We start from the raw sequence: 24,737 nt of genomic DNA, 5'->3' as shown, positions 1-24,737 counted from the left end.
GTGCGACCCACGGCCTCAGGTCCGGTACCGGACATTGCCTTGCGCCCCCGGCAGGCCGCAACTATTTATGGTCATTGAACTTCGGCCGACCGACTTGGCCTCGCCGCGTTGCGCGCGTGACTGACGAGCCTCTGCCCACTCTCGAACAAACATCGTCGGGCCCCTTAGCGGGTCTTAACCGGTGGATGCGATCATCGCCTCGTCCATCAACCGTGAGTCATGCCCGGCAACGGCCGGCATGCGCCAGGGAGCCAAGTACGCACTTCATGATCGACAAGCCAGACAATGCCGACGCCCAAACCGCCGATGCGCATGACGACATCATGTACCCGTCCGCGCTGCCGTTCATCGTGCTGCACCTCAGCTGCTTTGCCGCGTTCTGGACCGGCATCACCTGGCAGGCCGTCGCGATCTGCGTGACGCTGTACTGGCTGCGCATGTTCGCGATCACGGCGGGATATCACCGCTACTTCTCGCACCGGTCCTATGCGACCAGCCGGCTGTTTCAATTCGTGCTGGCGTTCCTGGCCCAGAGCACCACCCAGAAGAGCGTGCTGTGGTGGGCCGCCAAGCATCGCCACCACCATCTGCATTCCGATACGCAACATGACGTACATTCGCCCCGCCACAAGGGTTTCTTCTACAGCCATGTCGGATGGATTTTTTACCGGCAACACGACCTGACCGATCTGATCAAGGTCGCCGATTTTGCGGCCTTTCCGGAATTGAGGTTCCTGCACCGGTTCGAGCAGCTGCCGAGCGTGATCCTCGCGATCATCTGCTTCCTGATCGGTGGATGGTCCGGCCTCGTGGTCGGTTTCGTCTGGAGCACGGTGCTGCTCTATCACGCGACCTTCTGCATCAATTCGCTGGCGCATGTTCACGGCCGCAAGCGCTACGTCACCGGCGATGATTCCCGCAACAACTGGCTGCTGGCGTTCTTCACCATGGGCGAAGGCTGGCACAACAACCACCACGCCTACCAGAGCAGCGCCCGCCAGGGTTTTCGCTGGTGGGAAATCGACGTCACCTTTTACATGCTGAAAGCGCTGTCCTTCGTTCGCGTCGTCCGGGACCTGAAGACGCCGCCCGCGGAAGTGCTGCGCAACGAGCAGCGGCTCGGTTCGCGCGTCATCAATCGCGCCGCCGATGAACTCGTCGCCTGGTTCAATCCCGAGCGGATTGCGCTCGCCGTTTCGTCGGCGCTGCATTCGTCCGAACTGGTGGCGTTGCAGGAGACGCTGAGCCAGGCCCGGTCGCAAACGGCCGAGATATTGGCATCCTTCCATCCGAGGATTCCGACGCGCGACGAGTTGCTGGCGCAGGCGCAGGCGATGTTTGCGCGCACCCGCTCGCTCGACGAAATCGTCGATCGCGCGCACCAGCTCTTGCTCGGTGCGGTCGGCTCGCAGCTGATTGCGGTGCCGGTGCGGGCGTAGGAAAAAGCGGCGGAATGGCTTCCGCCCTCGCCCGTTGGGCTACGGCGTTACAAGTGCCATTCCGCCTGCGAGCCATTCAAACTATCAGAATTGCAAACTATCAGAATCCAATGGGGCCGAGCGCCCTGATCGAATCCATGGTCAGATAGCCGGGGAACGGTTTCCACCAATCCGGCGCACCGGTGCCGCTTGTGGCGGTGGACGCAGGGACTTTGTCAAACGCCGATTTCAAGCCGCCTCCGCTGATCACACCCAATTCGTCGATGCTCAGTTCATGATTGACCTTGGTCATGGCAAGTCTCCATCCGTTGGCGCAAGCGATCACCGCTCAACCTATGCCGGCTAAGCAAACCTCTTCCGTGACTGTCGTCACGTCGTTGAAAAGCGGCAATCTAAGCGATGGCTGCGCCAGGTCGCTTCGCTTGCCCCTGCGAGTCTGATTTGAATTTCAAATAGCCCGCCACGTCATTGCGTTTCTCAGCTCTCTCAACTCGTCGTCCTGGCCTTGAGCCGGGACCCATAACCACCGGCCAAAGTTATCTCAGAAAATATCAACTCCAACTTTCCAAAATCGAGAAGCCGCGACGTATGGGTCCCCCGATGCGCAATTGCGCATCCGAGCTCAAGGCCGGGACGACGAGGATATAGTTCGCATTCTCGCGACGCATTGCGCCCGAGGTTTACCTAGAAATTCCTTGCTCGAAAATTCAGAGGGCGCAGGGAATGCCGGATGCGCGCTGCACCCGCGGTCTCGTGTGCGAATTGTGCAACAAGATGGTGCACACGAGCATACAGGGCAGCGGAGAACATCCGACATTCCCTGCGCAATGGCTTTACGGCTTATGGCGCGCTCTCCCCGGTGAGACGGTCTCTATTGCCACCGTCACCCCTCGGAAGCGTTGGCTTCTTCGGAAGCTTGACGCCGTTACGGGCGCCAGGACCACACGCTTTCACCGTACGCCTCAGTCACGACCGTCAATCGCAACATCAGCGTCCACCGCGACCCGCCCCTCGTTGTGACGATGGCTAACGCCCCTCTGAGTGGGACGGGATGGCTATTGATGTGCAGGTGATTTGGGGTCGGAGGGAAGAGAAACATTTTTGACTTTCGGAAATTTTCCGCTTGACACGATTTCTGCCAATCAGAAGTCATTTGGACTTCGCCTGAGGCTACACCGGGCACGGCCGGCGGTTGATTGGTCGCCGCTCTCTCCACCGTCATTGCGAGCCAACGGGTCGCGCGAATGCGCGCGCGATGACAGGCTCCGCGAAGCAATCCATACCTCGGCTTGGAGCGATATGGATTGCTTCGCTCCGCTCGCAATGAGAGCGGCGTACAACATCACGCCGTCATTCCGGGTTCGCGCTTGCGCCCGCCCCGGAATGACGGGGCAGTAGCTGCCTGCTACATACCCATGATCGCGATATCCTTCACCGTGCCGCTGACACCGGCGATCTTGGCGGCCTCGGTCGCCTTGCCGGTGGCGAGGTCGACGCTGTAGAGCGTGCCGTCGGCCATCAGCCAGGCTTCGTTCTTGCCCGAACCGTCGGACCAGATGTCGAACGCGACGTTGCTCGGCTTGATGCCGAGCTTTCCGATGGCGCCGAGCACGCCATCGTTCGGCGGCGCCTGCTTGATCAGGCCGCCGATGGTGGCATCGATATTGAACAATGCCGTTTCCTTGGCACCCTTCACCGAATTGGTGTAAGCGCCGGCGACGATGTTCGGCTTCTCGCCCTTGTGCATGTCGGCATCGGCATATTTGTGATCGCCGTCCTTGGTCACCTTGCCGTCATCGACATTGGCGCGCAGGTTCATGCCAACAGCACCCATCACGCGCAGGCGATCCGCCACCGGGTTGAAATCCACCGTCGCGGCCACGCCCTTGGCGAGCGTGGTGTCGAGCTTGGACTTCGTCGTGGCCTTGCCGTCCGCCGCAATGGTCACCACGGTTCCGTCATCGACCAGCCCATAGAGCAGGCCATCGGCCGGGCGCACGTCGATGCCGACCAGCGCGCCGGAAATGCCGGACACCTTGACGGAACCGGTGGCTTTCTTCTGCGCGGTATCGACCATGGCAATGGTGTCACCGCCGATCAGCGCGGCAACCTGAGCTGCATTGGCGGCGGCGGACGACAGCAGGATTGCGGCCGAAGCGGCGAAAATCGAGCGAATAATCATCGAAAACTCCCTGTGTTCTTGACGGCCCTCTCGGGACCAACACAGCGGATACCGGCGGCGCCGGCGAAACGGATGCAGGGTCCTGAAAATAAATTTCTGGCCGTGCATCCAAATGCCGCACGCGCCGGTACAACAACTATGCAAGGGCATAGACATGGCCGGAAATGGCACCATCACCGCAGGCTCGCGCCACCCTGCCCCATCAGATCAGGAGCGCGAGCTGCAGCTTGCCGCGGCATTGGCGCGCTGTGCCGCCGGCGACCGCGCGGCGCTACGGATGATCTACGACAGCGAAGCGCCGCGCATGATCGGCGTCGCCCGCCGCATCCTGTTCCGGCAGGATCTGGCGGAAGAAGCGGTGCACGATGCCTTTATCCGGATCTGGCGCGGCGCCGCCGGGTTCGACCCGCATCGCGGCAGCGCCCGCGGCTGGCTCTATGCGGTCGTGCGCAACCGTGCCCTGAGCATCCATCGCGATGAGCACCACTATGAAACCTCGGATGAAAGCGCTGAGAAGATCGACTGCGAAGCAACCCTGTCGCGCATGCCGGAGACCAGCGCACTGCGCCGCTGCCTCGAGCGGATCGACCGCCCGCGGCGCGACGTGGTGGTTCTGGCCTATGTCCACGGCATGAGTCACGGCGAGTTGGCGGGAAAGCTGCGGGTTCCGCTCGGGACGGTCAAAAGCTGGGTGCGGCGCAGCCTGTTCGCGTTGCAGGAGTGCATGGGATGACCGAGCCCAATGCCGATGACGCAATGGCCGCCGATTATGTGATGGGCCTGCTGGAGGGCCCGGAGCACGCCGCGGCCGAGCGGCGCATCGCAACCGACGACGCCTTTGCCCGGGCCGTCAGCGCGTGGCGCGAACGGCTGGCCGATCTCGATGCCACCGCCGACGAAACTCCGCCGAGCCCCGCCCTGTGGCAGCGGATCGCGGACGCGACAAAGGCCGAACCGATCTACTCACCGCCCTCCGCGCGCGCGGCACTGCGCGGCGCCACGCTCTGGAACAACATCCGGTTCTGGCGCGGGGCCGGCATCGGCGGCGTCTTCGCCGCACTGCTGTTCGCCGCGATCATGGTCGGCGCATTGATCACGTCGCGCCAGCTACGCAACGACATGATCGCGCTGGCGCAGCGCAAGCCGATCTACGTCGCCGTGCTGGTGAATGACGCGACGAAGGAAGCCGGCGCTATCGTCAACACTTTTGCCAATGGCCGCGTCGAGCTCATTCCGCTCCGCCCGATCGATGTTCCCGCCGGCCGCACGCTGCAGGTCTGGACCTTGTGGGATCGTACGATCGGCCCGAAATCGATCGGCCTCACCGGTCAATCGCGCACGCTGCAGCTCGACCTGGGATCGCTGCCGGAAACCGTGCCGGACCAGCTGTTCGAGATCACGCTGGAGCCGGAAGGCGGCTCTCCGATCGGCCGGCCGACGGGGCCGATCCTGTTCAAGGGCAATGCGGCGCGGGCGTTGTAGCGTTTGGAGCCGTCAGCGCGTAACACGGAGGGCAGATTTAAGCCGAAGGCGCAATCCGTCGAAGAGCAAAAGGGCAAAGGCGGCAGAATACGCTACGCTATTCCGCCCTACGAACTCTCGTAAGAAACCCGCTAGCGGCTTTCTTCCTATCGTCGCCGACGGTGCTTGTGTTTCGGAAGGTCTGTTCCGGTCATTGCCCGATACCACGCGGCGTCTGACTGCGCGTGCGCTTTGGCGGCGGCAAAATCCGATTGTCTACGGTAGAACTCACTCAGGCTAAGGTAACAATCCGTGCGCGCCGGTCCGCGCGGCATCGCTTCGCAGTTCGCCTGTGCGTTCGCAACGCCAGAAACGCCCGCCAGCAAGATTGCTATGATACGTGCAGTCCAATTTGCCATGCCTCCTCCAAGCGCTTAGCCGCGTGTGAAGGTTCTGTGTCCGCTTTATCTTTACAGCCCGTACAGGGCGGATTTAAGCCGAAGGCGCAACCGCCGACCAGCAAAAGCGGCGGATTGCGCTACGCTAATCCGCCCTACAAACCGCCACCTACCAACGCCAGAAACACCCGCCTCACCTCGGCCTCCGTCTCCCTTACCCTCGCCTGCAGCGTCGAGAAATCCGGGGTGTCGCCGGCGCGCGCCATCACGCGCTGTAGGTTTTCACCTGCGGTTTCCGGGTTGAACTTGCCGTTCACGCAGAGCCGCAAAATCTGGGTCAGGTCGTGATAGAGCCGCGTCGCGGAGCGCAGCACTTCGGCTTCGGCTTGCGGCAGCACGCCTGAGCGCGCGGCGTTGTCGAGCACCTGCAGCGTCGAGACGCTGAGGATTTCGGGCTTCTCGGCCGCATAAGCCAGCTGCAGATATTGCGCGATGAAGTCGATATCGACGAGACCGCCGGCGGCGAGTTTCAGGTCCCAGATGTCGTCCTCGCCCTTTTCCAGCGCGATCGCGCGGCGCATGTCGGCGACGTCGCCGGCGGTGCTGGCGGGATCGCGCGGCCGGACCAAGACGCCGCGGATGATGTCCTCGATCTTCTTGCGGAACGCGGGCGATGCCGAGATCACCCTCGCGCGTGTCAGCGCCATGTGCTCCCAGGTCCAGGCTTCGCGTTCCTGATAGTCGGCGAATGAATCGATCCGCGACGCCACCGGGCCGGCGCGGCCCGAGGGGCGCAGCCGCATGTCGACGTCATAGAGCACGCCGTAATTGGTCCGCGTCGTGAACGCCGAGATCAGGCGCTGGGTCAGCCGCGCAAAATACTGCGCGCCGTGCAGCGACCGTTCGCCGTCGGAATCCGGATGCTCCTCGTCGAAATCATAGAGCAGGATCAGATCGAGATCGGAGGACGCCGTCATCTCGCGGCTGCCGAGCCGGCCCATCGCGAGGATCGCGGTCTCCTGCCCTTTGATCCTGCCATATTGGGTCGCGAACTGGTCGGTGACGAGGCCATGCACGGTGTGCACGATGCCTTCGGCCACGTCAGCAAAGGCGACGCTGGCCTGCTGCGCCGATACGGTACCTGAAAGAATGCGCGTGCCGATCAGGAATAGGCTTTCCTGGCCGAACAACCTGAGACGGTCGAGAAAGTCCTCGTAGGAATCCGCGTCCTTCAATGTCGTCGCGAGGCGTGCGGACAATTCCTTCTGGTCCGGCATCGCGCCGAAGAAGCGCGGGTCGATCAGCCCGTCCATGATCTGCGGCTGGCGCGCCAGCATGTCGCCGAGCCGGGGCGCCGCGCCGAGGATCAGCGCCACCAGTGCAACGAGATCGCGATTCTGGCTCAAGAGCGAAATCAACCGGCCGCCGCGCTGCAGCGCGCCCAGGAAGCGGTCGAACGCCGTCACGGCATCGTCGGGGTCTTCGGCGTGCGCGAGGCCGTCGATCAGGCCGGGGATGAATTCGATGAACGCGCTCTTGGTGGCCTCGTTACGCAGCCCGCGATAATCGCCCGCGATCCATTGCTGCAGCGTGCCGGCGACCATGACCGGCTTCTTGAAACCGAGCGAGCCGAGATGGTCGAGCAGCCGCTTGTCTTCTGGACCCGCGCCGTAATTGACGTCGGGCAGTTTCACGGTGCCGGTCGGGTCGCCCTCGAACAGCTTGCTGTAGTGCCCCTGCACGATGTTGAGGTGCCCGAGCAGATCTTTCGCGAAGGCGGCGCGGCTTTCATAGCCGAAGAAGTTTGCAAAACGCGCCACGGCATCGGGATCGTCCGGCAGCGCATGGGTCTGCTCGTCGGATATCATCTGCAAGCGGTGTTCGACGCGGCGCAGATATTCGTAGGCGATGGTAAGTTCTTCCAGCGCCTGAAACGTGATCCAGTTGCTGGTCGCCAGCACCTGCAACGCCTGCAGGGTGGGCCGCACCCGCAAATGCGGATGCCGGCCACCGGCAATCAATTGCTGGGTCTGGGCGAAAAATTCGATCTCGCGGATGCCGCCGCGGCCGACCTTGACGTTATGGCCCTCGACCGAGATCTCGCTCTGGCCGCGATAGGTCTGCATCTGCCGTTTCATGTCGTGGACGTCGGCAAGCGCGGCGAAGTCGAGATGCTTGCGCCAGACAAACGGGGCCAGTTCGGCAATCAGCGCCTCGCCGGCCTTGGGATCGCCGGCGCAGGGCCGCGCCTTGATCATCGCGGCGCGTTCCCAGGTGCGCCCTTCCCGCTCGTAATAATGCAGCGCCGCGTCGGTCGACATCGCGACCTGCGTCGAGGCGGGATCGGGCCGCAGCCGCAGATCGACGCGGAACACATAGCCGTCGCCGCTGCGCTGCTGCAGAATTCGTGCGAGCGCCTGCGTGACGCGCACGAAGAACGGCGCCGGTTCGATGTCGCCGACGAGCGAGGTCGCTGCCGGATCGAAGAACACGATCAGGTCGATGTCGCTGGAATAGTTCAGCTCGCCCGCGCCCATCTTGCCCATCGCCAGCACGATCAAGCCGCAGCCTTCCTCGGGCTTGTCAGGGTTGGCCGCATTCATCCGGCCGCGCACGACTTCCTGGCGGAGCAGGAACCGCAACGCCGCCTGCACTGAAGCGACCGCGAGATCGGTCAGCGCAGCCGTCACCCGCATCACCGGCCAGACCCCGCCGATGTCGCACAGCGCGGTCATCAGTGCGGCTTCCGCCTTCATGCGGCGCAGCAGATGCATCACGTCGGCTTCGCTGGCCGCATTGAATACGTCGTCGGTGGTCTTCGCGATCAGCGAGGTAAGGTGCGACTCCGGGTCGCACGCCAAGAGGCGGATCAGCCGCGCGGCGTCGGCGCGGATCAGGTCGAACAGATAGGGCGAGAATTCCGCAGTCCCGAGCAGGATGCGCCGGGCGAACGGCTGCGTCAGCACGGCCTCGAGCGCAGCCGACTGCGCCGGCTCCAGTTCGGAGAGCCAGGCTGAAACGATCTGTTCGGCATTGCTGGAAGCGGAGACATGCGGCCCGTCCACGAAGCGTGCGGCGAGGCCCTGTCCTTCCGCGTTGCCCGGCGCGGATGAGTTCATGCCACCTTCTGTGGCACATCCGGCGTTTGAGCCGCAAGCCTGTCACCGGAGGCCGCGCGCGCCGGAATGGCCAGCGTCGCGACCAATCCCGGATGCGCATCGCCGAGCCGGAGTTCGCCGCCATGCAGGGTTGCCACCGCCGAGGCCAGGCTGAGGCCGAGGCCGGAACCGGGCAGCGTCCGGCTGGCTTCCAACCGCACGAAGCGCTCCACCGCATGCTTGCGGTCGCCCTCGGGAATGCCGGGCCCATGATCGGTGACGCTGAGCAGCACGGAATCGCCCTCGCGCCGCGCCTCGATCAGGATTTCTTTGGAACGTGCCGCCACGGCGGCGTCCAGCGGCTGCACGGTGGGATCCGGCTTGCCGTATTTGATCGCGTTCTCGACCAGATTGGCCAGCGCCTGGCTGATCAGCTCGCGGTTGCCGTGCAGGGCTGAGGGTGCCGCCTTGACGCGCAGGGTCAGGCCGTCGTCTTCGGCCAAGGGCTCATAGAGTTCGTGGATGCCTTTGGCGACGTCGGCGGCGTCGAAATCGTCCATGTTGCCGCGCGCCTGCCCGGACTCGGCGCGCGCGATCATCAACAACGCGTTGAAGGTGCGGATCAGGCCGTCGGATTCCTCGATGGTGCGTTCCAGCGCGGCGCGGTATTCGGCCTCGCTGCCGGAGCTCGCCAACGCCTCCTCGGCGCGGTTGCGAAGCCGCGTCAGCGGCGTCTTCAGGTCATGGGCGATGTTGTCGGAGACTTCCTTCAGGCCCATCATCAGGGCCTCGATCCGCTCCAGCATGGCGTTGAGGTTTTCCGCCAGACGATCGAGTTCGTCGCCGCTGCGCCCGACCGGCAGCCGGCCGGAAAGATCGCCGGCCATGATGCGCCGGGTGGTGCCGGTCATGGCGTCGATGCGGCGCAACACCCGCCGCGCCACGAAGATGCCGCCGCCGAGGCCGAGCACGATGACGACCAGCAGCGACCATTGCGCGGCCTTGGCGACGATGCCGAACAGCCGCCTTCGCTCATCGAGATCGCGGCCGACCAGCAGCCGAAAACCGTTGTTGAGTTGGGTGACGCGAACCAGCGCGCGATGGTGGGCGGTGTCCTGCTCGTCGAGCCTTCGGTACGCCGTCTCGGACCAGCCTGAGGAAGCCATCACGCCCGGAGAGAGCGATTCGACATTGCCGCCGAACGCCGTTCCCGCCGGCGTGGTGACGAGATAGAGGTTGGCGCCGGGCCGCAGCGTGCGGCGACCGAGCGTAAGGGCAAGGCCCTGCAGACCGCGGCGTTCGTAGATGGTCTCGATCTCGGCGATCTCGGCATTGACGGTCGCGGTGATCTGCTCGTTGATCATCCGCCGCGTATTCCAGGCGAAGTAACCCAGCAACGAGGCGGCAAACAGCGCAAACAGAAACAGATAGACCAGCGTCAGGCGAAACGCCGTCGTGCGGATCAGTTTACCGAATGCCGTCACGGATCATGTATCCGGCGCCGCGGATCGTATGCAGCAAGGGCCGCTCAAAACCCTTGTCGATCTTGGAGCGCAGCCGCGAGATATGCACGTCGATCACGTTGGTCTGCGGATCGAAATGATAATCCCAGACGTTTTCCAGGAGCATGGTGCGCGTCACCACCTGCCCCGCATGCTTCATCAGATATTCGAGCAGGCGAAACTCGCGCGGCTGCAGCGTCAGCTCGTCCTTGCCGCGGGCGACGCGGTGCGACAGGCGGTCGAGTTCGAGATCGCCGACCTTGTAGGTGGTCTCTTCCGCTGGACCGCCATGGCGGCGCGACAGCACTTCGACACGCGCCAGCAGTTCGGCGAATGAATAGGGCTTTGGCAGATAATCGTCGCCGCCGGCGCGCAGGCCCTTGATGCGGTCATCGACCTGGCCGAGCGCAGAGAGGATCAGGACCGGCGTGCGGTTGCCCTTTTCGCGCAAGCTGCCGATCAACGACAGGCCGTCGCGCTTCGGCAGCATGCGGTCGACCACCAGCACGTCGTAATCGCCGCTGTCGGCGAGCGACAGCCCTTCCTCGCCATCGCTGGCGAGATCGGCGACATAACCGACTTCGCGGAACGCCTTCACCAGATAGTCGGCGGACTCGCGGTCGTCTTCGATGATCAACAGGCGCATTTGGGAGGCGGTTGCGGTCTGAGAAGCGGTTGTGCTCACGTTGTGGGCCTTTTCTCACCATGGCGCGTGGCGCATGCCGATGCAAGGCAACGGGGAACCCGCGCAATTATTTGTGTTTGAAAGTCAAAAAAGCGGGCGGCGAGGCTGGGGGACCCCGCCGCCCTTTTCCCTTCCGACAGAGGGGGGCGTATTCCATCGAAAGGTAGCTGGAGGGAGCGAGTTTTGCACCCGCTCCCCGGAAGGAGCCGTCGGCGGGGGCGACTGTTGCCGGCGAAACCCTCCATCTCGTATTTAACCCTTCGCTACGGGCACTGCCACGAACCGCGACGAACCGCCGCTCTTCACCCGCATGAGAACGCTGCTCTTGTTGTCGGTGCGCGCGGCGTTGATCGCATCACGCACTTCGCCAGCGGTAGCGACGCTCTTGCCGGCCACTTCGAGGATCACATCGCCTTCCTTGAAGCCGCGCTCGGCCGCCGCACTCTTCGGGTCGACCTCGGTGACCACGACGCCTTCCTTGCCGGCGCCCGCCACGCTGTTGGCGGGGGCAACCGTCATGCCGAGCTTCGGCACGTCAGTTCCGTTGTTCGGCTTGGCCTTGTCGCCATCGTCGATGCTGGCCTTAGCCTCAACGGTGTTCGGCAACTGGCCGAGCGTGAGGTTGACGACCTTGTCCTGGCCCTTATGCAGCACGTTGAGCTTAACCGCGGCACCCGGCGCCAATCCGCCGATGGTGCGGGCGAGTTCGCGCGCATCCTTGACCGTCTCGCCGTTGACCGCGGTGATGACGTCGCCGGATTCGATGCCGGCCTTGGCCGCCGGACCGTTGGCCTGCGGTTCCGCCACCAGCGCGCCTTCCGCCTTTTTCAGGCCGAGGCTGTCGGCGATATCAGCGGTCACCGGCTGGATCTGGACGCCGATCCAGCCGCGCGCGACGGAGCCCTTGTCCTTGAGCTGGGCGACCACGCTTTTTACCGTGGAGGCGGGAATCGAGAACGCGATGCCGACGCTGCCGCCGGACGGCGAATAGATCGCGGTGTTGACGCCCATTACCTCGCCGGCGGTATCGAATGCCGGTCCACCCGAGTTGCCCTTGTTCACGGGCGCGTCGATCTGGATGAAATCGTCATACGGACCGTTGCCGATGTCGCGGCCGGAAGCCGAGACGATGCCGGCGGTCACGGTGCCGCCGAGGCCGAACGGATTACCGACCGCGAGCACCCAATCGCCGATCCGCGGCTTGGAGTCGGACAGTTTAGCGAACGGGAAGTCGGTGCGGCCGGCGACCTTGATCAGCGCGAGGTCGGTGCGCGGATCGGTGCCGATCACCTTGGCGGTGTAGCTCTTGCCGTCGTCCATCGTGACTTCGACCTTGTCGGCGCCGTCGACGACGTGATTGTTGGTCACGGCATAACCGTCAGGCGAGATGAAGAAGCCGGAGCCCTGGCCGGTCACCGGGCCACGGCCGCCACGCGGGTTACCACGCAGGCCGGGCGGCAAACCATCCGGTCCACCGAAGCGGCGGAAGAAGCGCTCCATCGGCGAGCCCGGCTGGAACGGCGTGTCGTCGTCCCGGTTGGCGCTGTCGTCCTTGTCCTTGCTGGCAACCTTCTCGGCGATGTTGATCTTGACCGAAATCACCGACGGCTTCACGCGCTCGACGATGTCGGCAAAGCCGATCGGCCGCTCAACCTTGCGGACTTCATTGTTCACCTGCGCGTGCGCCGCGCTGGTGAACACATCGACCGGGCCCGACGAAGGGCTGAAACCATAAACCGCGGCGCCGAGACCGGCGACGACAGACGCCATCAGCGCGAATTTGCGCGCCGAGAACAGGGAGCGGCGCGGAGCGCCGTAGGACGGAAGCGAGGAAAGATCGACGGGACGTTCAGTCATTTTCAGAAATCTCCAGATCCAGAATTCGACGGTGCGGGGGCGAGCACCTGACAGGACGGAAGATGGGGTCTGGCGCCTTACCGCGCGCTGGCGAGGGAATTAAACTTTTGTAATGGAGGCGGTTATGGCTGCGGCAGTTTAGCGCAGGCAATCCAAGGGCTTAGCGGGGCGGAATGTGGCGTTTTTGGAAGGTGACAGCCCCTGCCCGGTCCGGAAAAAACCGGACCCCGTTCCGCATCTCGGAACTCTAAGTAAATCGCTACCTGCGCACCGCACAAATGAATGCGTTTCTCGCTCCTGCTGGGCCCTCAGGTCTTCAGCTTCAAGCGGCCCATGAAATCGCGTTTGCCGAGCGGAACGCCGTTGGTGCGCAGGATGTCGTAAGCCGTGGTGGCGTGGAAATAGAAGTTCGGCAACGAGAACGACATCAGGAAGCCTTCGGCCGTGAACGGCAATTTGCGATCGCCGAGCGCGAAGATGACGTCGCGGCCAGCGAGCGCATTGACCGCTTCCGGCGTCAGCGCCGACAAGGCGTCGCGGGCCTGCGTCACATGCGCCTGCAAGCCGGCGAAGTTGAACGGGGTTTTGAACGACGGCGGATTGAAGAGGCCCTGCTGCACGCCCTCGATGGCGCCGCGGGAATGCTGGACCACGGAAATGATCTGGAAGCGGAACGGCAGCATGTCCGCCGCCAGCCGCGTCTCGACGATCGCTTCCGGATCGATGTTGTTCTCTTCAAAATGGCTCAGCGCGCGGTCGAGGAAGCCGCTGACCGCGCCGAGGGTTTGCAGATAGTTCGCCACGCTGGCGTCGTAGAGCGAAAGAACCATGTCGGTTTCCCCGGGGCGTTTTTTGTTACCCAGAGGTTTTAGCGGAAACTGCTCCGCTTGCAATCGAGGATGCCCAAGGCCGGCTTTCCGGCGAGGTTTCCGCCGCAATCAGGCGCTCCGGCAGGCGTCTTTATCGGACGTCAGCGTGTGCCGTCGATACCCATGTCATCGAGACGGGACTGAGGCTTCCCGCGCTATCCTGGACGGCGGGCGCGATCAAGTGCGACCTGCAGCAAACGATCTACGCTGCTGAGCTGGTCCAGTCGCAGCAACAGCAACTTGTTCATCAAGTCCAACTGATGCTGAAGCCTCTCACGCGCCTCGCAATCCTTGAGGCCTCCAACGACGCCCGCAAGTGTCTCCAGTCCTCGCTGCATTGTATCGATGCCCTGACGCAGCGTTTCGCACGTACGCTCGGTCCGGGCAATTTCAGCTTTTGCTTCCTTGAAAGGGTCGGCGTCGGCCCCATTGGCATCGGCAGATGTCTCAGCAATGTTGGCTGAGTTATCCAACGGTTGAGTTGCAGATGGCACCACCCTTGCCTTCATTTCCAAGCGGACAATATTCTGATTGTCCGCCCTCGGGGTCGAACGGGTCATCACGCCGCCCGCACCGTGCTGAGGAAATTACCTACCTCGAGCCTGAGGCGGTTGCTTTCGAGGGAAAGCGATTGCGCCGACGCAAGCACCTGCGACGAGGCAGACCCGGTTTCGTTGGCGCCGCGTTGCACGTCGGTCACGTTCGAAGCCACCTGCGTGGTGCCCTGCGCTGCCTGCTGAACGTTGCGGGAGATCTCCTGGGTCGCCGCGCCCTGCTCTTCGACAGCGGACGCAATGGTCGCCGAGATCTCCGAGATCCGGCCAATCGTTCCGCTGATCTCCTGGATCGCCGCCACCGAGTCCTGTGTCGCCGTCTGAATGCCGGCAATCTGGTGACTGATCTCGCCGGTCGCTTTCGCCGTTTGCTCGGCGAGCGCCTTGACCTCGGATGCGACCACCGCAAAGCCGCGTCCCGCCTCGCCGGCCCGCGCCGCTTCGATGGTGGCGTTCAGAGCCAGCAAATTGGTCTGTCCGGCAATGGTATTGATCAGTTCGACGACATCGCCGATCCGGGTAGCGGCCTGGGACAGCGCATGGACGCGATCGTTGGTCGTTTGGGCCTGTTCGACGGCGTCGCCGGCAATCCTGGCGGCTTCCTGCACCTGGCGGCTGATCTCGTTGACCGACGAGGCCATCTCCTCGCTGGCGGACGCCACCGATTGAACGTTCGCCGATGCTTCCTCCGAAGCAGCCGCAACCATGGTCGAAAGCTCCTGGGTATGCTCCGCGGTCCTGGTCAGCGTATTGGCCGCAGCTTCCAGTTCGGTCGACGACGACGACACCGTCTCGATGATCTCGCCGACTGCGTTCTCGAACTGGTCGGCGAGCTTGTACATGTCGGCCTTGCGCTGCTCGACGGCTCGCCTCTCCGCGTCCGCCTGCTCGGAGCGCAGCCGGTCGGCCTCGATCATGTTGTCCTTGAAGACCTGCACCGCGCCCGCCATTTGGCCAATCTCGTCGGTGCGTTCGACCCCCGCCACGCTCACCGATGTGTCGCCGGTTGCGAGCTTTCCCATCGTTCCCGTGATCACCTGGATCGGCGTGGCGATCGAGCGCGCCGTGAAAAGCGCAATGATCGCGCCGGCCGCGAGGCCCACTGCAAGCAGCCCCCACAGCGTCGCCGTCAGGAACGCTATGCTCGCCTGTACCGCGGACGCCTCTTCGGCGAGCATCTTCTTCTGGTTGGTCTTGATGCCGCCTGAGCGGGTACCGTCAGCCCCCTTGGGTCCGTCAAGCAAATCGAGAATCTTGAGCGCGCGAGGCGCCGCCTCCGTGACGAGAATTGCGACGGGCACGTTCCAATGCGCGGACTCCCGGATCCCGAAGATCTTCTCGTAAAGCGGTGCAAATTCCGCTCGCGCCTTGCTGATCTTGTTGAACGAAGCCAGCTGACCGGCGCTCAAGAGGCCTTTCTGGGCACTGACGGCGGCAAAGCCCTTTTCGAACAGTTCCCAAGGCTTGACGAATTTCTCCTTGTCACTTTTGTCGCCCGACAACAGATAGGTGCGAAGCTGGGCCGTGGCGGCCGCGAAATTGCCGCGCGTATCGGCCATCGCCTTGAGCAATTTCTTCCGTTCGGGCGTCGCCTCCAGGGTGTCCTCCTCGTTGATCATCCTGGTGATCTCCGAGAATATGGTCTCGGCACGAGGACCCGCTTCGGTCAGCAGGACCTTGGTCGCCGGCAGCGCGTCGGTGGTGAAGGCGATCGCTTCGGCCTTGTCCTGGGCCGCGCGAAACTCCGCGAGCAATGCCTTGGCCTCGGACCATTTGCGCTGGTTCTCGGGGTTGGTGAAATGCACAGCCTTGTTGTCGAAGGCGGCGACGGTGCTGTCCAGTTCCTTCCACATCGCCATGCGATCGAGCTTGCCCTGCGGGTTGCCCGTCAACAGGTAGCCGCGCAACGTCGCCAGTGTGGAATAAAGATTGCCGACCATCTCGGTGCTTTCGAGTGCCACCGGGGTGCGCAGGTTCACCATGCGATCGACGATCGTGGAGACCCCGCCGACGGCAAATACCGTGTATCCGACAGCCGTGGCGATGATCGCGCAAACGGCTGCAAAGCCAGCGATAAGGCGACCGCGGATGCGAAGTCCTGAAATGAATGGCATTAATGGATATCTCCAAATTTATGCTCAAATCCGACGCCGTGCGGTTTGAAACCAGACTTGCCCGTTCGCGACGAATTCCGTCGTCCTCTGCATGTCCTTTCCCGGGTGCATCGAAGCGCAAGGCGTATCGTTAACGAAAATAATTGGAATGCCGTTAAGCAAAATTTCACCAATGCGGTGGGCGCGTCACAAAAAATGCGCACGCGCTGCGAAACAAAATGCAAAAATTGCAGTTTGGCGAGTGATTTACGCCATGCAACTACAAATTTTTTCCACCCTGGCTATATAGGAAGAAGGCGTCGCAATGCGGCGACGAACTTGAACACTCGAACCCAGGATCGGAACAGCGGTTCCGAACGTCCGCGCGCCAGGCGGCGCGCGCCGCAATGCGAACGTGCACATGCGGACCTTCTGCAATTATCGCGGCCGGACGCCGGGCTTGCCGACTTGCGGAAACAGCAGTTCCACCCCCGCATCCGATAGTGCTTTGCGGAACACTTCCAGCGATTCGTCGGATACCGGCAAAGCGCCGTCATATTCTTCCAGCCGCCGCACCACGCCGGGCGACACGCCCGCCTGCTCGGCAAGCCGCCTCACAGACCAGTTCAGAATTCCCCTCGCTGCGCGCATTTGAGCGCCGGTGAGTCGGGACGGCGGGGCGGTGAGACCCAACACTTTCTGGTCATGCACATCGGTGGACACGCCCATCCACTCCTGAATGCCGCCCTCCGGGTTCAGGATCGGCACAGCGCTGCATCTGAACCACCGGTAAGAACCGCCGGGTTGCAGCAAACGATGCTCAACCTTGTAAGGCCGCCCGGTCTCGACCGCGACCGACCAGCTTTTCAGCGCGGCATCGCGCTCTTCTTCATGCAACAGGTCGACCCAGCCATTCCCGTGAACCAGCCGCGGCCCGTCTTGCCCCGCTGCTTTCCAGTTCGGCAGCGAGGTGATGCGGCCGTCGGAACTCGCGGTCCACACCAGACCTTCTATCGCCTTGATCAACGCATCGTGGCGTTCGATGCCGGCCCGGAGTGGCTGCAACGTTTCGTAGTGCTTGGTAATGTCGAGCGTAACGCCGATTATCCTGGCGGGCTCACCGGCCTCGTTGAGCAACATCTCGGCCTGGTCGTGAACCCAGCGCAGCCGGCCATTCGGCCTGATGATACGAAGGTCGCGATCGAGCGGCAGACCGTCGAGCAGCATGTCGCCGACGTCACGCCTCAAGGAGCGATCGTCGGGGTGAATTCTCTGATTGAATTCCTCAAGCGACGGACTAATCACGCCGGGATTCAGTCCCAGCAATTCATGGAAGCCGCGCGACCAAAGCATCTGCCTCGTTAAAACGTCATAGCGCCAGATCCCCGCACCAAGCTTCTCTTCAAGAAACCGAAAAGTGTCAGTCGCCCCGAGGTCGCCCTCGAACTGGCTCAATCTTAAATTCCTCTGCAACTATTCTAACAGGTATCAGGATAGCACAATCATTCGAACCTCGACACGGTATTTCTACCACTAATTGAACATGGTCGGATTGCAATTTTACCAGTCGGACTTCTTTGCAGTCGAAGTGCGACCTCCCGCCTCACCCATCGGGCGCGCAGGCCGGTCACCACGAAAATGTTGGTGTGATGTGTCGGCTATCGGACAGAGGACACCCGGGAATGGTTGCCGAGGTCCGCTGCGTTCGGGCTCGAGACCAGCAGAGGCACCTCTCGCCGCAATTAAATCGGCTTGTCCGGTGAGGAGTTCGCAGCGATCAGCCGCTCCAGGCGGGCCTCTTCCTCGGCCGTCAGCTTGAGCAAGCCTTGATCTTCCCTGCCCGGGAATCTCGAACGGCGCCGGCTGTAGATCCATAGCGCCAGTCCGCCACCCCCGAGCGCCAGCGGCGGCAACAGCCACAGCACCAGCGTATGCGGGTTGAACCGCGGCCGCAGCAGCACGAATTCGCCGTAGCGCGCTACCAGGAAATCGATCACCTGCGAATTGCTGTCGCCGGCCGCAATCCGCTCGCGTACCAGCAGCCGCAGGTCACGCGCCAGCGGCGCTTCGGAATCGTCGATCGACTGATTCTGACATACCATGCAGCGCAGCTCGCGCGACAGGTCGCGCGCGCGGGCTTCCTTGCCCGGGTCCGCCATGATCTCGTCGGGCTGCACCGCGTAGGCCGCCGGGCATCCGATCAAGAGAAACGCGGCAAATGTGCAGACCAGGAGCGCTTTCAATGGATCACTCCGCGGCCTGCAACGCTCGCGAAGCCTTCGCGGGCTTGGGCGCGCCGACGCGCAAGCGCCGATCCGACAGCGACAGCAGGCCGCCAAACGCCATCAGCACAGGGCCCCACCAGATCAAGAGCACCAGCGGCTTGTGATAAATGCGCACCGCGACCGCGCCTTCGTTCGTGCTCTCGCCGAGCGAGATGTAGAGCTGGCTGGCGCCGCGCGTCAGCAGCGCGGCCTCCGTTGTCGACGATCCCCGCGTCGTGAAATTGCGCTTCGATGGCGACATCACACTGAGCTTCTCGCCGTCGAGGCTGATGGTGAACTGCGCGATCATCTCGCGATAATTCGGTCCCTGCCGCTGCGTGACGCCGTCGAGCTTCAATTCGTAACCGGCAACCCGGGCGACTGCGTTCGGCTTCAAGGTGCCGATATATTCGCTGTTCCAGGTGGTCTCGCAGACGATCCCGATCAGGGCCACGCCGACGCCGGCATGCGCGAACGCGGTGCCCCAGGTCGCCCGTGGCAGGCCGCGCGCGCGTTGCATCGCGGTCGCAAAGCGGGCGCGAAACAAGGCCGTGCGCTCGGCGAGATCGCACATCGCACCGGCGATGACGAAGATCGCAAGCCCGATCGCGAGCGGTGCAAAGGTGCTGCCGCCGTAAGTCCACGCATAGGCCACCGCAATCGCGACCAGCGCGGCGATGCCCGCCGCCGTCAGGCGCTGCGCCGCGCCGAGCAGGTCGCCGCGCTTCCACGCCAGCAGCGGCCCGAACGACATCGCCATCATCAGCGGCACGAACAGCGGCCCGAAGGTCAGATTGAAGAACGGCGCGCCGACCGAAATCTTGTCGCCGGTCAGAACCTCCAGCGCCAGCGGATACAGTGTTCCGACGAACACCGTCGCGCAAGCCGTGGTCAGGAACAGATTGTTGAGCACCAGCGCGCCTTCGCGCGAGATCGGCGCGAACAACCCGCCCTGCTTCAGCGTCGATGCGCGCCAGGCATACAGCGTCAGGCTGCCGCCGATGAAAAAACAGAGGATCAGCAGGATGAAAACGCCGCGCGTCGGATCGGTCGCGAACGCATGCACCGACGTCAGCACGCCCGATCGCACCAGGAAGGTGCCGAGCAGCGACAGCGAGAAGGTCAGGATCGACAGAAGTATGGTCCAGACCTTCAGCGCGTTGCGCTTCTCCATCACGACAGCGGAATGCAGCAGCGCGGTGCCGGCGAGCCACGGCATCAGCGAGGCATTCTCGACCGGATCCCAGAACCACCAGCCGCCCCAGCCGAGTTCGTAATAGGCCCAGTACGAGCCCATCGCGATGCCGAGCGTCAGGAATATCCACGCCACCAGCGTCCAGGGCCGCACCCAGCGCGCCCAGGCCGCATCGATCCGCCCCTCCATCAGGGCCGCGACCGCAAACGAGAACGAAATCGAGAAGCCGACATAGCCGAGATAGAGCATCGGCGGATGCACGGCGAGGCCGATGTCCTGCAGCACCGGATTGAGATCGCGGCCCTCGATCGGCGGCGTGGCGATGCGCAGGAACGGGTTCGAGGTCATCAGGATGAACAGATAGAACGCGGCCGCGACCCAGCCCTGCACCGCCAGCACATGGGCGCGCAGCGACAGCGGAAGATTGTTGCCGAACGCCGCGACGAGACCGCCGAACAGCGCCAGGATCGCCACCCACAGCAGCATCGAGCCTTCGTGATTGCCCCAGACGCCGGTGATCTTGTAGAGCAGCGGTTTGGTCGAGTGCGAATTCTCGAACACGTTGGCGACGGAGAAATCCGATGAGACATGGAGCATCACCAGCGCCGTGAACGACACCGCCACGAACAGCAACTGCGCCAGCGCCGTGGAGCGCGCGACGTTCATCAAGGCGACATCGCCCCAGCGCGCGCCGGCGACCGGCACCGTCGACTGGATCAGCGACAGCGCCAGCGCCAGCACCAGCGCGTAATGTCCGGCTTCCGCGATCACTTAGGCGCCCCCTGCGTCGGCGCCGCCGAAGCGCTCGGCTTGGCGCCATAATCGTCCTTCCAGTGCCCCTGCTTCTTCAGCGCGTCGGCGACATCCTTGGGCATGTAGGTCTCGTCATGCTTGGCGAGCACGGTGTCGGCCCTGAACACGCCCGATGCGTCGATCGCGCCCTCGGCGACGACGCCCTGCCCTTCACGGAACAGGTCGGGCAGGATTCCCTTATAAGCAACCGGCAGCACGGCACTGCCGTCGGCGACGCTGAAATTCACCGCCAGATTGTCGCCGCGCACCAGCGATCCCGGCTGCACCAGGCCGCCGAGGCGGAAGCGCTTGCCGGCCGGAATCTGTTTCTCGGCCGCCATCGAAGGGGTGGAAAAGAACACGATGGAATCGCGCATCGCGTTCAGCACCAGCGCCGCCGCCACCGCGAGCACCGCGAGCGAACCGCCGATCATGGTCAAACGCCGCTGCTTGCGCGTCATGATAATCCTTTGGTTCCCTGCATGATGGGTTCCATCATCCGTCAAGCCCGAGAGTCTTCAGGCCTTCATTGAGCTGGCGCAAGCGTTCGGCATCGTTGGCAACCGCCTGACGTGCATCGCCCAGCGCGCTCACCGCCTTGTCGCGCTCGCCCATCACCATATAGGCCCGCACCAGCCGCAACCACCCCTCGACATCGTCGCCGTTCTCTTTCAGCCTGGTGGCGAGGCGGTCGACCATGCCGCGGATCATCGCGCCGCGGTCGGCCTCGTTCATGTCCTTGGCCGCCGCCATCGCTTCATTCGACAGCGTCGGAGCAGCCGGACCGCCGACCCGCACCAGTGCGGCCTGAACCAGCGGTCGCCACGGCGCATCGGCCGGCGCCTTGGCCAGCATCGCGCGCCAGATCGCGGCGGCGTCGGTACGACGGCCATCCTGCTCGGCGGCAAGCCCGAGGAAATAGCCGGCTTTGGGCTCGTCGGCGTTCAGCGCCGCCGCGCGTTCGAATTCCGCCTTGGCCTGCGAGGTCACGACGCCGCCCGCCGAACCGGTCAGGGCTTCGCCGAGATCGGACCGGCGCTCGGCGCTGTCGCCATTGTAGGTGATCGAATTGCGCAGCGCGCGGATCGCATCGTCGTAGCGGCCGAGCCGCACCAATGCCGGGGCCAGCACGCTCCAGCCGCGGCCGTCGGTCGGATTTTTTTCCAGATGAGCCTCGACCTGCGCGATCAGATTGTCGATCGGCTGGTTGGCGTCGGGGGCGCGGCTGCGGCTGGCGAGCGGGAAATCGCCGAGCTGCGGCGATCCCAACGAAAGGTAGAACGCGACCGCCGCGACCGGCAGCCCCACCAGCGCCAGAACGGTCGAGGACCGGCGTAGTCTGAGGTTCGCCTGTGCCGGCAGGTCATCCCTGCCATCCGCGGCCGCCAGCAGGCGGCGGCTGATCTCGACGCGCGCGGCTTCGGCTTCCGAGGGCCCAATCAGGCCGGCGGCGACATCGCGATCGATCTCGGCAAGCTGGTCCCTGTAGACGGCAGCCTCGCTGCCACCAGCAGGCGCCGCCGAACCGCGGCTCAACGGCCAGAGCACGGCAAAGATCGCCGCGACCGTCATCAGCGCGAACACAAACCACAGCGTCATCAAGCGGTTCCCGGGCGAAAACGGCGCCCACGAAGCAGGCACCGATGCGCCGCTTTACACCACCGGCGGCAAGCCCGGCAATTGACAATTGCGGCAGAAAAACCGGGGAAACCGGACCGATCGCAGCCTCGATCGCGTGGGCGCCGCCGGGTCAGCCGGCGCGACGCACGAACCAGCGAGAAACTTCGCGCAGCTCCTGCAAAATCCGAAGAGCGACGCGTGAGTCACGCCACCCACCCCGAGCGCCGGATTCGTCGCATTATTTCAATCATAGATTGAATACACTCGGCCACGCAGGTGCCTGCCTTTTGATCCTGGCGAACGAAAAATCTGGCAGGTCCGTCAAAACGTTCCGCAGCCGCCGCAGGCTGCGTCAGCAAGCTATAGCATTTGCACCAATACGTAGGCGATGCTACACAATGGGGTGAATACGTTAATTCCCAGCCCCTTAGAGGCAAAACCGATGCCATCCTGGAAAGCTCTTCGACGCGACGCCCTTCCCTTTGGCCTTGTTGGAATTCTGGATGGCCCGAAGGTTCGCCGCGGCGCCGCGTTGCTTGCGCTGCCGTTCTTGTTCCTGTCGCTTCCGGCCTCCGCACAGGATGGAGTGGACAGAACCGCGATCGCGGCCGCGCTGCTGCCGCGGGATCTCAGCCCCTGGGGCATGTTCATGCAGGCCGACATCGTCGTCAAAGCCGTGATGATCGGCCTGGTTTTTGCGACCCTGGTGACCTGGACGGTATGGCTGTCGAAGACGATCGAACTGATCAAGGCGCGCCGTAACGCGAAGAACGCCTTGCGCGAACTCGCGAGCGCCAGGAACGTTGAAGACGCCGTGCGGCACGTGCCCGAGGGTGCGGTTGCCCAATTGCTCGAGGGCGCGATGGCGGAACTGAAACTGAGCACCGATCGAATGGACAAGGAAGGGATCAAGACCAGAGTTGCGTCCCGGCTTCAGCAGATCGAGGCGGCGGCAAGCCGGCGCATCGGGTTCGGCACCGGCGTGCTGGCAACCATCGGATCGACCGGTCCCTTTGTCGGACTGTTCGGAACGGTGTGGGGAATCATGAACAGCTTTATCGGAATCTCGAAGTCGCAAACCACCAACCTCGCGGTGGTCGCGCCGGGGATCGCCGAGGCGCTGCTGGCGACGGCGCTCGGGCTGGTCGCGGCGATACCCGCCGTGATGATCTACAATCTGTTCGCGCGCCAGATCAGCTCGTATCGCGCGCTGCTCGGGGACGGATCATCGGAGATCACTCGCCTCGTTGGCCGTGACCTCGACGGCGGCGCCATACTCGTCCGGCGGCATCTCGCAGCGGCGGAGTAGCGGCGATGGCTGTCAGCGTTAATCAGAGCAATGGCGATCTTGCGGAAGTCCATGAGATCAACGTGACACCGTTCATCGATGTCATTTTGGTCCTGCTCATCATTTTCATGGTCGCCGCCCCCCTCGCAACCGTCGATATCGCGGTCGACCTTCCGGCCTCGAATGCGCAGCCGCAGCCGCGGCCCGACAAGCCGGTCTATCTGACGGTCAAACCGGATCTCTCTTTGTCCGTCGGCAACGAGACCGTCGGCCGGGCCGCCCTGCCCGGCGTGCTCGACGCGAGCACCAACGGCCATAAGGACAGCCGAATTTTCCTGCGCGCCGACAAGCTCGTCCCGTATGGCGAGGTGATGCAGGTGATGAACATGCTGCGCGCCGCCGGCTATCTGAAAGTCGCTCTGGTCGGACTGGAACAAGCCTCGTCGCCATGATGCAGCTTGCGGCCGAAGATCGTTCCGACCTGCAGCGCTGGATGCTGAGCGGCCTTGCGGTGTTGTGCGTCTACGCCGGTGTGACGGCCACGCTGGCGACCTGGCGCTATCCGGACGACACCGCGGCGGCCGAGCCTTCCGGCGCGATTGTGGTCGACCTTGCACCGTTGCCAGCAGCGCCTTCGACCACACCATCCGATGTCGCGCCCGGCCCGGAACAGGTGATGTCGGAGGCGCAGCCGGTGGCAAAGCCCGAGGTCACTCCACCAGATGAAACGCCCGAGCTGCCTCCCGCTCCCAATCCGGATGCAGCGGTGGCGCTGCAGAGCAAACCGCAGCCGGAGGTGACGCCGCAGCAGCAGGCGGCGGCCGCCACAACATCGGCACCCGCGGCAGTCCCTGATCGCATCGCGCCGGTCGCGGTGGCGCCCACACAGGGCGCGCCGAATGTGAAAGACTCGGAAGCCGCGGTGACATGGCGAACCAAAGTCCTCGCCTTGATCGAAAAGAACAAGCGCTATCCGGAAGCCGCGCGGCCGCGGCAAGGGACGGCACGCGTGTCGTTTGCGCTCGATCGCAAGGGAATGGTGGCCAACGCGCGCGTGATCGAAAGTTCGGGCTCCAGCGCGCTCGACGAGGAAGCGGTCGCGCTGCTCAAGCGCGCGGAGCCTTTTCCGGCACCGCCCGCAAATTTTCCGGGCGATTCTGTTGTCGTGAGGCTGCCGATTCGCTTCACCGTGAAATAGCGCGGACAAGAACGGGCTGCAGGGTTGCAGAACCAGACGTCCGCGACGGCGGCGTCAGGAACCAGGCGTCGGTGAAGCCGAGTGGGCCGCCTGCCTTGCTCTAAAATTCAGGCGGCCCCGCCGACCATATCAATTGTCCTGCCCCACGGCAGAGGCCATAGCCAGCTGAACAAAGTATGAGCAGACGTATTTGAAGGTCTTATGACAGAGGCCGCCAACCATGCGGCCTCTGTCAACCGCCA

20 protein-coding genes are annotated in these 24,737 nt (G+C 63.7%); 6 read left to right on the top strand and 14 right to left on the bottom strand.

From position 1 onward, the window contains the following. Positions 1–266 precede the first annotated feature (266 nt). The gene (locus tag JQ558_RS02435; protein WP_249142283.1) at positions 267–1,439 is read left to right on the top strand and encodes an acyl-CoA desaturase; all 1,173 of its coding nucleotides are present in this window, start codon (positions 267–269) and stop codon (positions 1,437–1,439) included. A 100-nt stretch (positions 1,440–1,539) separates the two neighbouring features. Here JQ558_RS02435 and JQ558_RS02430 read toward each other — a convergent pair whose 3' ends face one another. Together JQ558_RS02430 and JQ558_RS02425 are read right to left on the bottom strand one after the other, a co-directional pair. Beyond that, positions 1,540–1,731: a hypothetical protein gene (locus JQ558_RS02430; protein ID WP_212292731.1), complete on the bottom strand. Its 192-nt coding sequence runs from the start codon at positions 1,729–1,731 to the stop codon at positions 1,540–1,542. 1,113 nt (positions 1,732–2,844) lie between these two features. Then, positions 2,845–3,621, bottom strand: coding sequence for a DUF4394 domain-containing protein (locus JQ558_RS02425; protein ID WP_212292730.1), 777 nt, complete (start codon positions 3,619–3,621; stop codon positions 2,845–2,847). A 154-nt stretch (positions 3,622–3,775) separates the two neighbouring features. Between JQ558_RS02425 and JQ558_RS02420 the strand changes: the two genes are divergently transcribed. Together JQ558_RS02420 and JQ558_RS02415 are read left to right on the top strand one after the other, a co-directional pair. Continuing rightward, positions 3,776–4,354: a sigma-70 family RNA polymerase sigma factor gene (locus JQ558_RS02420; RefSeq protein ID WP_212292885.1), complete on the top strand. Its 579-nt coding sequence runs from the start codon at positions 3,776–3,778 to the stop codon at positions 4,352–4,354. Then, positions 4,351–5,103, top strand: a complete 753-nt coding sequence (locus tag JQ558_RS02415; RefSeq protein WP_212292729.1) for an anti-sigma factor domain-containing protein — start codon at positions 4,351–4,353, stop codon at positions 5,101–5,103. The genes JQ558_RS02420 and JQ558_RS02415 overlap by 4 nt, the downstream gene beginning before the upstream one ends. A gap of 532 nt (positions 5,104–5,635) precedes the next feature. On the opposite strand, the gene JQ558_RS02410 is transcribed toward JQ558_RS02415, so the two are convergent. From JQ558_RS02410 to ccmI, 12 genes are all read right to left on the bottom strand, one after another. Continuing rightward, the gene (locus JQ558_RS02410; protein WP_212292728.1) at positions 5,636–8,599 is read right to left on the bottom strand and encodes a bifunctional [glutamine synthetase] adenylyltransferase/[glutamine synthetase]-adenylyl-L-tyrosine phosphorylase; all 2,964 of its coding nucleotides are present in this window, start codon (positions 8,597–8,599) and stop codon (positions 5,636–5,638) included. Continuing rightward, on the bottom strand, positions 8,596–10,062 hold the full coding sequence (locus JQ558_RS02405) for a HAMP domain-containing sensor histidine kinase (protein WP_212292727.1): 1,467 nt from the start codon (positions 10,060–10,062) through the stop codon (positions 8,596–8,598). The genes JQ558_RS02410 and JQ558_RS02405 overlap by 4 nt, the downstream gene beginning before the upstream one ends. Beyond that, positions 10,046–10,726 (bottom strand): response regulator transcription factor, encoded by a 681-nt coding sequence (locus JQ558_RS02400; protein WP_074280906.1) that lies wholly within the window; start codon positions 10,724–10,726, stop codon positions 10,046–10,048. The genes JQ558_RS02405 and JQ558_RS02400 overlap by 17 nt, the downstream gene beginning before the upstream one ends. Before the next feature lie 291 nt (positions 10,727–11,017). Continuing rightward, complete coding sequence (locus tag JQ558_RS02395) at positions 11,018–12,622, bottom strand: Do family serine endopeptidase (RefSeq protein WP_212292726.1); 1,605 nt, start codon at positions 12,620–12,622, stop codon at positions 11,018–11,020. A 308-nt stretch (positions 12,623–12,930) separates the two neighbouring features. Next, entirely contained in the window at positions 12,931–13,452 is a 522-nt protein-coding gene (locus JQ558_RS02390; protein ID WP_212205504.1) for a DUF1993 family protein, read from the bottom strand. Between the two features lie 194 nt (positions 13,453–13,646). Then, a complete protein-coding gene (locus tag JQ558_RS02385; protein WP_212205502.1) occupies positions 13,647–14,051 on the bottom strand; it encodes a hypothetical protein in 405 nt (134 codons plus the stop codon). Further along, positions 14,051–16,159 (bottom strand): methyl-accepting chemotaxis protein, encoded by a 2,109-nt coding sequence (locus JQ558_RS02380; protein ID WP_212292725.1) that lies wholly within the window; start codon positions 16,157–16,159, stop codon positions 14,051–14,053. Before JQ558_RS02380 ends, JQ558_RS02385 begins: the two co-directional genes overlap by 1 nt. Before the next feature lie 417 nt (positions 16,160–16,576). Further along, positions 16,577–17,593, bottom strand: coding sequence for a PAS domain-containing protein (locus JQ558_RS02375; RefSeq protein WP_249119023.1), 1,017 nt, complete (start codon positions 17,591–17,593; stop codon positions 16,577–16,579). A gap of 287 nt (positions 17,594–17,880) precedes the next feature. Continuing rightward, the gene (locus JQ558_RS02370) at positions 17,881–18,381 is read right to left on the bottom strand and encodes a cytochrome c-type biogenesis protein (protein WP_212205490.1); all 501 of its coding nucleotides are present in this window, start codon (positions 18,379–18,381) and stop codon (positions 17,881–17,883) included. 4 nt (positions 18,382–18,385) lie between these two features. Beyond that, on the bottom strand, positions 18,386–20,368 hold the full coding sequence (locus JQ558_RS02365; protein ID WP_212292724.1) for a heme lyase CcmF/NrfE family subunit: 1,983 nt from the start codon (positions 20,366–20,368) through the stop codon (positions 18,386–18,388). Further along, positions 20,365–20,850, bottom strand: a complete 486-nt coding sequence (gene ccmE / locus JQ558_RS02360; RefSeq protein ID WP_192734309.1) for a cytochrome c maturation protein CcmE — start codon at positions 20,848–20,850, stop codon at positions 20,365–20,367. The genes JQ558_RS02365 and ccmE overlap by 4 nt, the downstream gene beginning before the upstream one ends. Before the next feature lie 34 nt (positions 20,851–20,884). Further along, positions 20,885–21,988: a c-type cytochrome biogenesis protein CcmI gene (ccmI, locus tag JQ558_RS02355; protein ID WP_212205479.1), complete on the bottom strand. Its 1,104-nt coding sequence runs from the start codon at positions 21,986–21,988 to the stop codon at positions 20,885–20,887. Between the two features lie 463 nt (positions 21,989–22,451). Here ccmI and exbB point away from each other — a divergent pair, with 463 nt between their 5' ends. Genes exbB through JQ558_RS02340 form a run of 3 tightly spaced genes read left to right on the top strand, consistent with a single transcriptional unit; the run spans position 22,452 to position 24,495 of the window. Next, the gene (gene exbB, locus JQ558_RS02350; RefSeq protein ID WP_249142282.1) at positions 22,452–23,318 is read left to right on the top strand and encodes a tonB-system energizer ExbB; all 867 of its coding nucleotides are present in this window, start codon (positions 22,452–22,454) and stop codon (positions 23,316–23,318) included. A gap of 5 nt (positions 23,319–23,323) precedes the next feature. Next, on the top strand, positions 23,324–23,749 hold the full coding sequence (gene exbD / locus JQ558_RS02345; protein ID WP_192734306.1) for a TonB system transport protein ExbD: 426 nt from the start codon (positions 23,324–23,326) through the stop codon (positions 23,747–23,749). Then, positions 23,746–24,495, top strand: coding sequence for a TonB family protein (locus JQ558_RS02340; protein ID WP_212205470.1), 750 nt, complete (start codon positions 23,746–23,748; stop codon positions 24,493–24,495). Before exbD ends, JQ558_RS02340 begins: the two co-directional genes overlap by 4 nt. The last annotated feature ends 242 nt before the right edge of the window (positions 24,496–24,737 follow it).

The sequence above is a fragment of the Bradyrhizobium sp. AUGA SZCCT0160 genome (genome assembly GCF_018130105.1).
Taxonomy (GTDB): domain Bacteria; phylum Pseudomonadota; class Alphaproteobacteria; order Rhizobiales; family Xanthobacteraceae; genus Bradyrhizobium.
Note: the sequence above shows the minus strand (reverse complement) of the source record. Positions and strands in the feature narration are given on the sequence as shown.